Source organism: Bradyrhizobium sp. 63_E2_N1_3 (genome assembly GCF_052076005.1).
Lineage (GTDB): Bacteria > Pseudomonadota > Alphaproteobacteria > Rhizobiales > Xanthobacteraceae > Bradyrhizobium > Bradyrhizobium barranii.
Genome location: NZ_CP197235.1, coordinates 6,641,752 through 6,655,316 on the forward strand (window position 1 = coordinate 6,641,752; position 13,565 = coordinate 6,655,316).

Consider the following 13,565-nt stretch of genomic DNA (forward strand, 5'->3'; position numbering starts at 1 on the left):
TCTCCATGACACGTGATGAGCTCATCGCTGCGATACGCCAGAACGCTGATGCCATCAAAGCCAAGGGCGTCTCGAAGCTCGCCATCCTCGGCTGTCGGGCCGGCGACGATTATCACCCGCACAGCGACATCGATGTCCTGGTCGAGGTCGAACCGGAGGCCTCTTTCTCGCTGCTCAACCTGATCGACGTCGAGCAGATCATCGAGGATGCAACCGGCCTGCAGGCGCAGGCGACCGTCCGGCGCTCCGCCTCCCCCCACTCTGCGCAGCAGATCGCAGACGACATCCTCGAAATATTCTGACGCTCACGTAAGGAGCATTCCCCTTGAAGTTCATGATCGGTTTGAGCGTCGCCGTGGCGCTTAGCGCAACGTGCGTGATCTCCGCCCTCGCCGCGGACCCCAAGCCCGACGCCGTCATCAAGACCAAGAGCATCGACGCCCGCATCTTCCTCGACGACAGGATCAAGGCGGATGCAACGCTGGCGGCGGATTGCCTGGCCGAAGGCAGGAAGTGGCTCGACAAGAACGCGGCCGAGGCCGCCGCCTCGCGCAAGGAAGATCCGCAGTTCTTCAAGGAGGGCGGCTGGGATTTCGAACGCAAATATGCGATCCGCTCCGTGGTCGGCGATCGCTATGTCAGCGTCCTGCGCAACGACTACATGGACACTCATGGCGCGCATCCCAATTCGGACGTGAACACGATCCTGTGGGACAAGAGCGAGCACAAGCGCATCTCGATCCGCCCGTTCTTCACCGAGACCGCCGACAACGGGGCAACCATGAAGGCGATGGTGAAGGCCGTGATCGCTTCGCTGAGAGTCGAGAAGAAGAAGCGCGACACCAGCGAGACCGCGACCGACGAGTGGTTCAAGAGCGTCGAGCCGAGCCTGCTCAAGATCGGCGCGGTGACGCTCGCGCCGTCAACCGAAGCGGGCAAGAGTTCCGGGCTCACCTTCCACTATCCGCCTTACGCGGTCGGCCCCTACGCCGAGGGCGAATATGTCGCCTTCGTGCCGTGGGAAACGCTGAAGACCTATCTCACGGCGGAAGGCATACGCATCTTCGGCGGCGCGCGGCCGAAGGGCGACGCCGAGGAGCCGCAGTGATGATGTTTTGAGCAGCGACACATTGCTCACAGCGCTGTGGTAGCGCTACCTTGCAGCGGCGCCGCAAAGCCGACTAGAATGCCTTCATTGACAAGAGCGCCCGGTGTCACGGGCGCCGCTGGGAGGCATTGATGTCCAAGATTTCGCGCCGCACTTTTGCGGCCTCTTCCGCCGCGATTGCCGCATCCGCCGCATTCGGTCTCACACCCGCGCGCGCACAGGCGTATCCGGCCCGGCCGGTCACCGTGATCGTGCCCTGGGGCGCCGGTGGCGGCACCGACGCGACTGCGCGCATTGTCGCAGCCCTGCTGGAAAAGGATCTCGGCCAGCCCTTCAACGTCGTCAACCGCACCGGCGGTTCAGGCGTGGTCGGCCATAGCGCGATCGCGACCGCACAGCCGGACGGCTACACGATCGGCATGCTCACCGTCGAAATCTCGATGATGCACTGGCAGGGCCTCACCGAGCTGACGCCGAAGAGCTACACGCCGCTGGCGCTGATGAACGAGGACCCGCCCGGCATCCAGGTCTCCTCCTCCTCGCCCTACAAGACCGTCAAGGAGCTCGCCGAAGCCATCAAGGCGGCGCCCCCCGGCAAGTTCAAGGCGTCGGGCACCGGCCAGGGCGGCATCTGGCATCTCGCGCTGGTCGGCTGGATGCAGGCGATGGGCCTGCCCGCCAACCAGGTCGCCTGGGTGCCGTCGAATGGCGCTGCGCCCGCGATGCAGGATCTCGCCGCCGGCGGCCTCGACCTCACGACGTGCTCGGTGCCGGAGGCGCGCGCCATCATCGAGGCGGGCAAGGCAAGGAGCCTTGCCATCATGGCGCCGGCGCGCAACCCGATCTTCAAGGACGTGCCGACGCTGAAGGAGGCGATGGGCATCGACTACGCAACCGGCGCCTGGCGCGGCATCGGCGCACCGAAGAACCTGCCGCCGGAGATCGCAACGAAGCTCACCGCAGCGCTGAAGAAGGTCTACGACTCCGCCGAGTTCAAGGACTTCATGAGCAACCGCGGCTTCGGCACGGTGTGGGGCGATGCCGGTCAGTTCGCAAGCTTCATGGACAAGGGCGACGCCCAGATGGGCGAGGCGATGAAGGCCGCCGGCCTGAGCAAGGCGTGATCCGCACCTGCGATGCTCTGATCGCCTCTCACCGCTTGCGGGGAGAGGCCGGAATTCGCGCGAAGCGCGGATTCCGGGTGAGGGGGACTCTCCACAAGTCCAATTCTCACCTTCCCCGCGGAGAGCCCCCCTCACCCCAACCCTCTCCCCGCGCGCGGGGAGAGGGAGAATACCTCGCATAGGATTCTCACATGCGTCTTCCCGACTCCGTCACGGGATCGTTTCTCGTCGTGCTCGGCGCGGCGGCTGCCTATGGCGGCTGGATCCTGCCGCCGGTGCCGGGGCAGCCGGTCGGCCCCAACGTATTTCCGCTCGTGATCGGTATCGGGCTCGCGCTGTGCGGGCTCGCGATCGTGTTCGGCATCGGCCATTCCTTCGAGGAGGAGGAAGAGCTGATCCCACTGGAAGACGGCCAAGCCGCCGCACCGCCGCCGCAGAGCAAGCTCTACGGCCTGCGCGCCCTGCTGCCGCCGGCGCTGCTGCTGTTCTACGTCGCCGCCGCCGACCGGCTCGGCTTCATCATCACCGCGGCAATCATGGTCTACGTCACCTCGACCGCGCTCGGGGCGAAGTGGAAGCTGGCGCTGCCGCTCGCGGCGCTGTCGCCGTTCGGCATCCACCTCATCTTCGGCAAGCTGCTGCGCGTGCCGCTCCCCGCCGGCCTGCTGCCGACGCCCTGGTGATCCCATGCTGAAAACCCTGATTGAAGCATTCGCGCTGATCTCCACCTGGGAGGTCATCATCGCGATGTTCGCAGCCTCCGTGTACGGCCTCGTGATCGGCTCGCTGCCCGGCCTGTCGGCGACGATGGCGACCGCCCTGCTCGTCCCCGTCACCTTCTACCTCTCGCCGATCGCGGCGATCGCAACCATTGTCGCGGCCTCCTCGATGGCGATCTTCTCGGGCGACATCCCCGGCGCGCTGCTGCGCATTCCCGGCACCCCCGCCTCGGCCGCCTATGCCGACGAGGCCTACGCCATGACGCGCAAGGGCCAGGCCGAGCTGGCGCTGGGGGCCGGCGTCTGGTTCTCCGCCATCGGCGGCATCGCCGGCGTGCTGTCGCTGATGATCCTGGCGCCGCCGCTCGCCGAGATCGCGCTGTCGTTCTCGACCTTCGAATATTTCTGGCTGGCGCTGCTCGGCCTGATGTGCGCCACTTTGGTCGCGCGCTCCTCGCCGGTGAAGGCGATCGCGGGCATGTTCCTCGGCCTGCTGGTGTCCTGCATCGGCATCGAGAATCCCGGCGGCGTGCCGCGCTTCACCTTCGGCATCACCGATTTGTTCGGCGGCATCGAGCCGATCCCGGCGCTGGTCGGCGTGTTCGCGGTGGCACAGGTGATGCGCGCGATGCTGACGCCCGAGCCGCCGCCGCTGCCGCGGCGAAAATTCGGAAGCATCATGGCCGGCCAGTGGAAGCTGACCAAGAAGTATCACTGGCAGATGACGCGTGGAAACATCATCGGCATCATCATCGGCGTGCTGCCCGGCGCTGGCGCCGACATGGCCGCCTGGGTCTCCTACGCGATGTCGAAACGCTTCTCCAAGGAGCCGGAGAAATTCGGCACCGGCCATGTCGAGGGCCTGGTCGAGGCCGGCGCCAGCAACAACGCCAGCATCGCCTCGGGCTGGGTGCCGTCGCTGCTGTTCGGCATTCCCGGTGACACCATCGCCGCGATCGCGATCGGCGTACTCTACATGAAGGGGCTCAATCCCGGCCCGACGCTGTTCACCGAGAAGGCGTCGAGCATGTACGCGATCTACCTGATGTTCATCATCGCGAACATCGTGATGATCCCGCTCGGCATCGCCATGATCCGGATCGCCGCCTACATCCTGCTGGCGCCGCGCTCCGCCATCATGCCGATCATCATGCTGTGCTGCGCGGTCGGCTCGTTCGCGATCGGCAACAACATGTTCGGCGTCGTCACCGTCGCCGCCTTCGGCATCATCGGCTATGTCATGGAGGCGAACGGCTATCCGGTGGCCGCGATGGTGCTCGGCATCGTCATGGGCACCATGGTCGAGCAGGCCTTCGTGACGTCGCTGATCAAGTCCGACGGCAGTATCCTGCCGTTCTTCGAGCGACCCGTCGCGGCGATCCTCGCCGCCATGGCGATCGGCGCGCTGCTCTGGCCGGTGCTGGTGTGGGTCTGGCGCAAGGTGAAGCCGGTGCAGACAGCGGCGGCAACGACTCGGTGATATCGGGCGAGCGGCCCTCGCCTGCCTCGGCGGGGCGTTGTAAAGCAGGGCATGACTGAGAAGAAGGCCTCGCTGGACATCAAGACCCTCGCCCGCGACTTGCGCGCCGGCAGTCGCGCGGCGCTCGCCCGGGCGATCACCCTGGCGGAGAGCCGGCGCGGCGACCATCAGGCGCTGGCGCGCGAGCTGGTGCAGATGCTGCTGCCCGACACCGGCAAGGCGGTTCGCGTCGGCATCACCGGCTCGCCCGGCGTCGGCAAGTCCACCACCATCGACGTGCTCGGGACGTACCTGATCGAACAGGGTAACAAGGTCGCGGTGCTCGCGGTCGATCCGTCCTCGGCGCGCAGCGGCGGCTCGATCCTTGGTGACAAGACGCGGATGGCGCGGCTGTCAGCCTCCAATGACGCCTTCATCCGTCCCTCCCCATCGTCAGGCACGCTCGGCGGCGTCGCCGCCAAGACGCGCGAGGCCATGCTGTTGTGCGAGGCCGCCGGCTTCGACGTCGTGCTGGTCGAGACCGTCGGCATCGGCCAGTCCGAGACCGCAGTCTGCGACATGACCGACTTCTTCCTCGCGCTGATGCTGCCGGGCGGCGGCGACGAGCTGCAAGGCATCAAGAAGGGTCTGGTCGAGCTCGCCGATATGATCGCGATCAACAAGGCCGACGGCGACAACCTCAAGCGCGCCAACATCACCGCCGCCGACTATCGCGGCGCGCTGCATATTTTGGCGCCGCGATCCGAGCATTGGCACCCGCCGGTCGAGACCTATTCGGCGCTGACCGGCGACGGGATCGCAAAACTCTGGCAGAAGGTTCTGGATCACCGCAAGGCGATGAACGCGTCCGGCGATTTCGCCGCACGGCGGCGCGAGCAGCAGGTGAAATGGATGTGGTCGATGCTGGAGCAGCGCATGCTGGCGCGGCTGCGCAGCGAGGCGTCGGTGCGGACCAAGGTCAGGAAGATCGAGGCTGAGGTGGCCGAAGGCCATCTCACGCCGGCACTCGCCGCCGAGCAGATTTTGGAGTTGCTGCAATGAGCGAAAAGCTCCGCATTCTCCTCACCGGGTTCGGACCGTTTCCCGGCGCGCCCTATAACCCGACCCAGCCACTGGTCGCGCGGCTGGCGCAATTGCGCCGTCCGGCGCTCGACGATGTCGCGCTCGCGAGCCACATCTTCCCGGTCACCTATGCCGCGGTCGACCGGCAATTGCCTGATGTGCTCGCGAAGGAACAGCCCGACGCGCTGCTGATGTTCGGCCTCGCCGCGCGTACGCCTTACCTCCGCATCGAGACCCGCGCACGCAACGCCGTCACCATGCTCTGGCCCGATGCCGCCAACACCCGCTCCAGCAAGCGCGGCATCGCCGGCCATGCGGACGCGATGACGTTCGGTCCGCACACGGCAAGGCTGCTGCGCGCCGCGCGCCTCACCGGCATCGACGCGCGCGCCTCGCGCGATGCCGGCGCCTATCTCTGCAATTATCTGAGCTGGCGCGCGATCGAGAATGTGAGGGCGGGCGGACCGCAGCTTGCGGCGTTCATCCACATTCCCCTGCTCGCCCGCAGCGGCGCGGTGCGGCGCAAGGGCGCAGCCCGGATTACGCTGGAGGAGCTGGTGGACGCGGGGGAAGCGATGCTGATGGAGCTGGTGGGGCTGGCAAGGAAGCAGCGGAACACTCAGATTTCGTAGGGTGGCAAAGGCGCGTCGCGCCGTGCCCACCATACATCCGCATTCGTGTAACAATGGTGGGCACGCTTCCGCCTTCGCTCTTCGAGCTACGGCGGACAAGTCGCTTTGCCCACCCTACGGCACCGTCTTTGCGGTAAACATTTAACCCTACCGCGAACAATCCTCACCGCCCCAGCCACCCTGCGCTACCTAGTCGGTCGCGGACCTCCCGCGTCCGCCGAAGGATGCGTCATGGACCTCAATCGCCGTCATCTCATCGGAGCTTCGACCGCAGGCATCGCGGGCGCCCTCGCCATGCCGGCCGACGCCGCGCGCGCGGCGCCGCTGACGTCCCTGCTCGGCCGCGATGCCACGCAATACGGCGTGCGGCCCGGCAGCAGCGAGGACCAGACCCGCGTGCTCCAGCGCGCCATCGACGACGCTGCGCGGGCACAGATGCCGCTGGCGCTGCCACCCGGCATCTACCGCAGCGGATTGCTGCGGTTGCCGAATGGCGCCCAGCTGATCGGCGTGCGCGGCGCGACAAAAATCATCTTCACCGGCGGGGCCGCAGCGATCCAGAGCGACGGGTCGGACTCGATCGGCCTGACCGGCCTCATCTTCGACGGCGGCGGCATCCCGCTGCCGACGCGGCGCGGACTGATCCATGTCCTCGGCGGGCGTGACGTCCGCATCACCGATTGCGAGATCACCGGCTCCGGCGGCAGCGGCATCTGGCTCGAGCAGGTGTCCGGCGACATCTCGGGCAACATCTTCACCAACATCGCGGTGACGGCAGTCGTCTCGTTCGACGCCAAGGGCCTCAGCGTGTCCCGCAACACCATCATCGGCACCAACGACAACGGCATCGAGATCCTGCGCACCGCAATCGGCGACGACGGCACGCTGGTCACTGACAACCGCATCGAGGACATCAAGGCCGGCCCCGGCGGCTCGGGCCAGTACGGCAACGCCATCAACGCGTTTCGCGCCGGCAACGTGATCGTGCGCGGCAATCGCATCAGGAACTGCGATTACTCGGCGGTGCGCGGCAATTCGGCGTCGAACATCCACATATCAGGCAACAGCGTCAGCGACGTGCGCGAGGTCGCGCTCTATTCGGAGTTCGCGTTCGAGGCCGCGATGATCGCCAACAACACGGTCGATGGTGCCGCCGTCGGCGTCTCCGTCTGCAATTTCAACGAAGGCGGCCGCATCGCGGTGGTCCAGGGCAACATCATCCGCAATCTGATCCCGAAGCGGCCGATCGGCACCGCCCCCGACGACGATGCCGGTGTGGGCATCTACATCGAGGCTGACAGCTCCGTGACCGGCAATGTGATCGAGAACGCGCCGTCCTATGGCATCGTCGCCGGCTGGGGCAAATATCTGCGCGACGTCGCGATCACGGGCAATGTGATCCGCAAGGCGCTGGCCGGCGTCGGCGTCTCCGTGGTGTCCGGCGCAGGCACCGCGCTCGTCAACAACAACATGATCTCGGAAACCCCGCGCGGCGCCGTGGTTGGGCTCGATCACGCCCGTGCAGTGACGTCGGATCTGTCGGCCGACGGCGCACAGCGCTTTGCGCAGCTGGTGGTCGGCGGCAATGCGGTGCGGCGGTAGCTGCCGCCCTCATCCCGGCGCCCAAACGCTAGAACGCGTTCCTCAGCAGCGGGTACTTCGCTTGCAGGCCGTCGAGGCTGAAGGTGAATTCGACGACGCGCTCGGGTGCGGCGACGATTTCGGCGGCGGGCGGGGCGAACTGCGGCAGAAGCGTTGCCATTGCAGCAGGCGTGGCGGGGGGCGCCTTCACGGCAGGTGCGGTGAACGCCGCCTTCACGGCAGGCGTGGTGAACGCCGCCATTGCGGCAGGCGCGGCGACCGGCGACCTCACGGCGGGTGCGGTGAGTGGCGCCCGCGCAGCGGGAGCCTTGAGCGGCGCGACAGCGGCCGGCGCAGTGAACAATGCCATCGCAGCAGGCGTCGCTCGCGGCACGAGCGGGGCTTCGGTGATTTCGGCAAGGACCTCCGGCTTGGCTGCGAGCCTGACCGGGACGGTGGTCTCCGCGGCGATGCGGACGGCCTTCGGCTGCACGGTCTGCGCCTGTTGGTCGCGCGGAAACACGCGGGGCATGGTCGCCGGCGACCAGCCGAATACGGGCGAGACACTCGCGGCCGCCGCGGCCACGTCAGCACCGGTCGCGAGAGCGCGCCAGGTCTGGACGGCGCGCTTGGCTTCCTGGATGTTTTCGAGGAATGCGATCTCGGAGTGATAGCGGCGCCACCGTCCGGTCTCGAACATTTCGGAGAGATGTTCCAGCCGCTGCTCGGCGAGAGCGCACCAGCGTGCCGCAATGTCGCGGCCACGCGCCACGTCGCGAACAGCCTCTTGGCGATGTGTCATAAACCAGCCCGTTGGGAGAAAAATACGGACGCGACGCAACGCACACGAATCAATTTAGACGCGACATGAATATTTTGTGGAAAAGTTTTGACTTGTCCAGCAACGACACGCCGGTCGTCGTCAATCACCGTAGTCGTGCGGACAATTGCTGTGTTTTCGAGTCAAGCTTCGCACAAGCATAACCGGCCTGCGGGGCGACTCGCGGACGCCGACAAGGGGCGCCGCCACGTTCGTTCAACCGGAAGCTGATCGCGCCGAGCGGTTCAAGAAATCAGACGCCTGAAAAGAAAAGACCCGTCCGGGGGGACAACCGGACGGGTCGAGCCATATGGGCGCTTGGGGTGGATGGGCGCTCGCGCCTGATATGACTTATGGGGAGGGATGACCGCTCCCACATAATTTGGTCGTGGCAGCCGGCTGAACGTTCAATGCGGCGTTCGATTTCTTGGCCCTCGCACCGCGCGCAAAGTTGTCGCAGCCGCTATCGCGTCGCCGGCCTATCCGCCTGAGAAATCGTGGATTTATCGCCTGCGCTCGACAGCGAGGGTTGTTCGATCGCGCGGACGCCAGGCTCGTCGCGACGCTTCTCGGCATCTTCACGTTTTGTTGTACCCGACGCAGCCGCAACAGGCGTCGCGTTGTCGACGGGAACGGCCATCACCGCGGCAAACGCGTCGGCCTCACCGTCGCCGAAGAGATCATCACGGCCGGGTGAACCGAGGTCGCGCGCTGTCTTCGCCAGCGTCATGCGCAGCGCCTCCGGCTTGAGCGTGTAATTGCGCTCGAGCAGCAGCGCGGCGACGCCCGAGACATAGGCGGCCGAGAACGAGGTCCCCGAGGTCATCTGGTACTTGCCGTCCGGCGCGGGAAGGAAGATGTCGACGCCAGGCGCCGCCAGCGCGATGTAATTGCCGCGGTTGGACGCCGAGAACAGCTTGTCCTGCTGGTCGGTCGCGCTGACCGCGATCACGTTGGGATTGGCGGCCGGATAGAGCGGCGGCGATTTCGCGCCGGCATTGCCGGCGGCCGCGATCAGCACCAGCCCGCGGGCGGCGGCCGCCGCGATGGCGCGCTCGATCACGGCGTCCTTCGGACCGGCAAAGCTCATATTGACGATCTGCGCGCCGTGCTCGGCGGCGTAATTCAGCGAGCGCAGGACGATGTAGGACGAGCTCTGGGCTCCACCCGTCGAGCCGCCAAAGGCGCGGATGGCGATGATGCGCGCTTCGGGCGCGCTGCCCATCAGCTTGGCATGCGCCACGATGGCACCGGCAATGCCGGTGCCATGGACATGCGGGCCCTCGGCGCTGCCGAGCGCATCAAAGTTGTCGGCGATGGAATGGGCGAGCTCGGGATGTTGGGCGTCGATGCCGGAGTCGATCACGGCAACCGTCACGTTGGCGCCGTGCGCCAGCGTATGCGCTTGCGGCAGGCGAAGCCTGGCCAGCGCGTATTGCGCGGGATCGCCCTCGGTAGGCACCGACGATTTCTGATCCTGGAGCACGTAGCGGAAGTTCGGCTGGACCGAGCGCACGCTGCCGTCGGCGGCGAACTCACGCCGCACCGTCTCGGAAGGCCGGCCGTCCGTGATGCGGAACAGGCCGAACGTCGCCCCGATCAGCGGGAAATTCTCGGATGAGACACGCGTCAGGCCGTGGCGACGCGCAAGCTCGTCGGCTTCGGTCGCCGACAGCGCGCCGTCGATCTCGGCCACGAATTCGTTGGCGAAGGTGCGCAAGTCGACGGCGGCCGGCGTGCTGTTGCCCCGCCCCTTGCCGGCGCTCTTCTTGCCCGATTTGCCCGTGCCATCGCCGCCTGCGCCCGGCTGCGCCAGGCATTCGCCGTCGGCGTCGCGATAGGGGGCGGTGCAGGCGGGGTACAGGTTCGGCGAATAGCGCGCATAGGGCAGCACCGGTCTCATCCGCGCCGTGGTGGTGGTACGCGGGATAGCAGGGATAGAACGCGGGCCGGGGCCGACGCCGACAGCCCGCGCACCGACACCGGGGCTGACGCGCGCGGCGATGCTGGGAGAGATGGTCGGGGTGCGCGTGGGGACGCTGATCGTCGGCGTGCGCATGATCGCCTGCGCCTGCGCAACCTCGACGCCGAGACCGGCGAGCAGGAGTGCAGCTCCGACCGATGAAGCGTAGGCCCCGGCTCGCGACTTACTCTCGGACTTGCGCGTCATCGGTGCAGCGGCGCCTTACGGCGCCGCAACGGCGAGGTTGACGAACTTCTCGCGCGACATCCTGCCGAGCAGCGAGGCGAGCTCGTCCCGGCCCATCGCCTTATCGAACTGGAGACGGAACATGCCGCCCTTGGCATCGCCGATGATCGAAGCCTGGTAGCTGTCGAGCAGCGCGGTGATGTCGGCGACGCGCGCCTCGGGCGTGAAGCGCACCAGCGCGCGCGCAGGTGGAGCTCCAAGCTCACGCGTGATCGGCGCGCCGACCGACAGCGAAGCGGTCTCGAAGGTCGCGGGCTGGGTCTTCATCAGCACGGCGCCGATGATGCCGGCCTGGAGCAGCAGCGCGATGGCACCCAGGCTCGCCGACCAGGCCAGCGTACGCGGCGACAGGCTCGAGAAGAAGGTCGCGATGCGCGCCGAGAGCGGCAGCGAACCGACCGGCCGCGCCGGCTCGGCATCGATCGCGGCGAACAGCTTCTGCATCGCCCGCGCCGACGGGGCCCCTAAGCTCTCGTTCAGATGGATGGTCTCTTCGTACTCGCCGCGGATCGCGGCATATTGCTTTGCAAGCGCCGGATCACGCGCCAGCGCTTCCTCGACGCGGCGAGCGTCACGCGCGTTCAGCGTACCGGCGGCGTGCCAGGGCAGTAGCAGTTCAATTTCACTGGGCTCTTGCTCCAGCATCTTTTTGCTCAATGCCATCATGGCCAGCCTCGCTCAACGCCGGCTGCCTTCAGCAGTTCGGCCAGTTTCTTGCGCGCATAGAACAAGCGCGTCTTCACAGTGTTCTCCGGAATACCGACGATTTCGGCCACTTCTTCCACGGATTTCTCGTGGTAGTAGACGAGATCGACGATTTCCCGGTGGTCCGGCGAGAGGCCCGTCAGACACTCCCGCAACGCTTCACTGGTATCCTTTTTCTGCACCGCGATTTCCGGATCGTCAGACGAATCCTCGATCGCGTTGGCAGCTTCGTCGTCCAACCCAACGTCCTTCCTGCGCCGGAGCGCAGACAGGGCCTTGAATCGGGTGATTGCCAGCAGCCAGGTGGAAACGGCGGATCGACCCTCGAACTTGCCGGCTTGACGCCAGACGTCGAGAAACACCTCGCTGATGAGGTCTTCCGCCGCCTGCTCGTCCCGCACGAGCCTTAACCCGAACCTGTAGACCCTGACATGGTGCCGCCCGTACAGCACCTGCATGGCGAGCCGGTCACCTTGAGCGATCCTGGCGATGAGGACCTCGTCCGAAGCCGCCTGTGTCACGCTCAATGCCCGTCTCGCAAAGTTGGTCGGGTCGGCGCGGCGGACGGTTCGACGGGCGGGGCGAAATTCTTCAGCCTACCGCAGTCACACGGGGGTCTGTGTGATCTACCCCACATACGCGAATTTTCCTTTTGCCACCCGCGGCGGTTGGCCGGCTCGCTCGATAACGGTAACATAGTAATGAAGCATTCCCTGCGCAATGCCGTCCGGCGCGGACGGCCCGACATGATGGAACCATAGCAGCCCTGCACGACGTATGTCTCACCAAGCCCTGCTTTGGCTCGACCCCGTCGCCAACGATGCCTAATCGCCGGCAAATTTCCCCGCCGGCCGCTGTCACCCTGTTGCGCGCTGCACCGTTTGGATTCGATTTCGAAGGATACCAAACCTAAAGGCTTGCCGCGTAGATTTTTGGGCGACATTCACCCTTGGCGGGACAATGAGCACGGCCGCGACGACCTTACCGGAGAGGAATGCCGCTGAGGTCGCGGATCTCGTTCTCATGCCCGACGCGGCTGCGCCCGAGGTACGAGCACGCCGGGTCCGGCAACGCCGGCAGATGTATGTCGGCCAGGTCGCAAGCTACTCGCTCGGCGCCTTCGTGCTGCTGATCTATGCCCATGACGGCGTCGTCCCGATGAACGTTCCGTCGCTGTTCTGGGTCGGCGGCCTGATGATCATCGGCATCTTCGTCGTGATGTCGGAAGCCGGCGTCGGCGACAGACACAGCGACCATTATCTCACCGTCTTCCAGATCTCGGCGCACATGGCGCTGCAGTTCATCTTCCTGGTGTCGGTGCCGACCCTCGGCATCGCCTTCATCAGCGTGCTGTTCCTGATCTTCGCCTTCGGCACGCTGCGCATGACCTCGGCGCAGGCGATGTTCACCTGGGCGATCGCGACGACCTGCCTCGCGGCCGTCTTCCTCGCCTCCGACCTGCCGATCGGCATGCCAGTCGCCACGAAGCTCCAGCGGACCGCCTCGATGCTGTGCTTCGTCCTGGTGATCGGCCAGTGCGCCTTCCTCGGCCTGTTCGGCGCCACCCTGCGAAAGGTCCTGTACCGGCGCAGCATCGAGCTGAAGGCCGCCTATCAGCGCATCGAGGAGCTAGCCGAGCTCGACGAGCTCACCGGCTCCTACAACCGCCGCTGCATCATGCGGCTGCTCGATGCAGAGGTCGAAAAGTCGCAGCTGGCGTCCGCACCTTGCGCCATCGCGCTGATCGACCTCGACTGGTTCAAGCGCATCAACGACGCCCACGGCCACCCCGTCGGCGACGAGGTGCTGCGCACCTTCGCCATCACCATTTTTGCAAATATCCGCCCGGCCGACTTTTTCGGCCGCTATGGCGGCGAGGAATTTCTGCTGCTGCTGCCGGGCACCGACGGCGGCGCGGCGGGGCGCATGCTCGAGCGGCTGCGCGGCATCGTCGCCGATCTCGACTGGAGTGCATTTTCCCCGGGCATGCGGGTGACGATTTCCGCGGGCGTCGTGACGCTGCGCGACAACGATACTGCCGACACGTTTCTCGCACGCGCCGACAGCGCGCTTTATTCCGCCAAGGCGCAAGGGCGCAACCGTATTGCAACGAGCTGACTAATCC

13 protein-coding genes are annotated in these 13,565 nt (G+C 66.2%); 9 read left to right on the forward strand and 4 right to left on the reverse strand.

Going from position 1 to position 13,565, the window contains the following annotated elements:
* The first annotated feature begins 5 nt into the window (after nucleotides 1-5).
* From AB7531_RS31700 to AB7531_RS31735, 8 genes are all read left to right on the forward strand, one after another.
* Nucleotides 6-302, forward strand: coding sequence for a nucleotidyltransferase family protein (locus AB7531_RS31700; RefSeq protein ID WP_063984599.1), 297 nt, complete (start codon nucleotides 6-8; stop codon nucleotides 300-302).
* 32 nt (nucleotides 303-334) lie between these two features.
* Nucleotides 335-1,108, forward strand: a complete 774-nt coding sequence (locus AB7531_RS31705; RefSeq protein WP_063986552.1) for an RsiV family protein — start codon at nucleotides 335-337, stop codon at nucleotides 1,106-1,108.
* A gap of 131 nt (nucleotides 1,109-1,239) precedes the next feature.
* On the forward strand, nucleotides 1,240-2,232 hold the full coding sequence (locus AB7531_RS31710) for a tripartite tricarboxylate transporter substrate binding protein (RefSeq protein ID WP_028146998.1): 993 nt from the start codon (nucleotides 1,240-1,242) through the stop codon (nucleotides 2,230-2,232).
* A gap of 191 nt (nucleotides 2,233-2,423) precedes the next feature.
* Entirely contained in the window at nucleotides 2,424-2,915 is a 492-nt protein-coding gene (locus AB7531_RS31715) for a tripartite tricarboxylate transporter TctB family protein (protein WP_063984600.1), read from the forward strand.
* A 4-nt stretch (nucleotides 2,916-2,919) separates the two neighbouring features.
* Nucleotides 2,920-4,431 carry a tripartite tricarboxylate transporter permease gene (locus AB7531_RS31720; protein ID WP_063984601.1) on the forward strand — a complete coding sequence of 504 codons (1,512 nt, stop codon included), beginning with the start codon at nucleotides 2,920-2,922 and terminating at the stop codon, nucleotides 4,429-4,431.
* A 51-nt stretch (nucleotides 4,432-4,482) separates the two neighbouring features.
* A complete protein-coding gene (meaB, locus tag AB7531_RS31725) occupies nucleotides 4,483-5,472 on the forward strand; it encodes a methylmalonyl Co-A mutase-associated GTPase MeaB (RefSeq protein ID WP_063984602.1) in 990 nt (329 codons plus the stop codon).
* Nucleotides 5,469-6,125: a pyroglutamyl-peptidase I gene (locus tag AB7531_RS31730; RefSeq protein ID WP_063984603.1), complete on the forward strand. Its 657-nt coding sequence runs from the start codon at nucleotides 5,469-5,471 to the stop codon at nucleotides 6,123-6,125. The genes meaB and AB7531_RS31730 overlap by 4 nt, the downstream gene beginning before the upstream one ends.
* Nucleotides 6,126-6,356: 231 nt before the next feature.
* Nucleotides 6,357-7,727, forward strand: coding sequence for a TIGR03808 family TAT-translocated repetitive protein (locus tag AB7531_RS31735; protein ID WP_063984604.1), 1,371 nt, complete (start codon nucleotides 6,357-6,359; stop codon nucleotides 7,725-7,727).
* Between the two features lie 28 nt (nucleotides 7,728-7,755).
* Here AB7531_RS31735 and AB7531_RS31740 read toward each other — a convergent pair whose 3' ends face one another.
* The 4 genes from AB7531_RS31740 to AB7531_RS31755 form a co-directional block, all read right to left on the reverse strand.
* Nucleotides 7,756-8,478 carry a TIGR03809 family protein gene (locus AB7531_RS31740; protein ID WP_231145230.1) on the reverse strand — a complete coding sequence of 241 codons (723 nt, stop codon included), beginning with the start codon at nucleotides 8,476-8,478 and terminating at the stop codon, nucleotides 7,756-7,758.
* A gap of 511 nt (nucleotides 8,479-8,989) precedes the next feature.
* On the reverse strand, nucleotides 8,990-10,696 hold the full coding sequence (locus AB7531_RS31745; protein WP_063984605.1) for a S8 family serine peptidase: 1,707 nt from the start codon (nucleotides 10,694-10,696) through the stop codon (nucleotides 8,990-8,992).
* Between the two features lie 15 nt (nucleotides 10,697-10,711).
* Nucleotides 10,712-11,401, reverse strand: coding sequence for a hypothetical protein (locus AB7531_RS31750; RefSeq protein ID WP_063984606.1), 690 nt, complete (start codon nucleotides 11,399-11,401; stop codon nucleotides 10,712-10,714).
* The gene (locus AB7531_RS31755; protein ID WP_008140099.1) at nucleotides 11,398-11,967 is read right to left on the reverse strand and encodes a sigma-70 family RNA polymerase sigma factor; all 570 of its coding nucleotides are present in this window, start codon (nucleotides 11,965-11,967) and stop codon (nucleotides 11,398-11,400) included. Before AB7531_RS31755 ends, AB7531_RS31750 begins: the two co-directional genes overlap by 4 nt.
* Nucleotides 11,968-12,400: 433 nt before the next feature.
* On the opposite strand from AB7531_RS31755, the gene AB7531_RS31760 reads away from it, so the two are divergent.
* Nucleotides 12,401-13,558: a GGDEF domain-containing protein gene (locus tag AB7531_RS31760; RefSeq protein WP_063984607.1), complete on the forward strand. Its 1,158-nt coding sequence runs from the start codon at nucleotides 12,401-12,403 to the stop codon at nucleotides 13,556-13,558.
* Nucleotides 13,559-13,565: the final 7 nt, after the last annotated feature.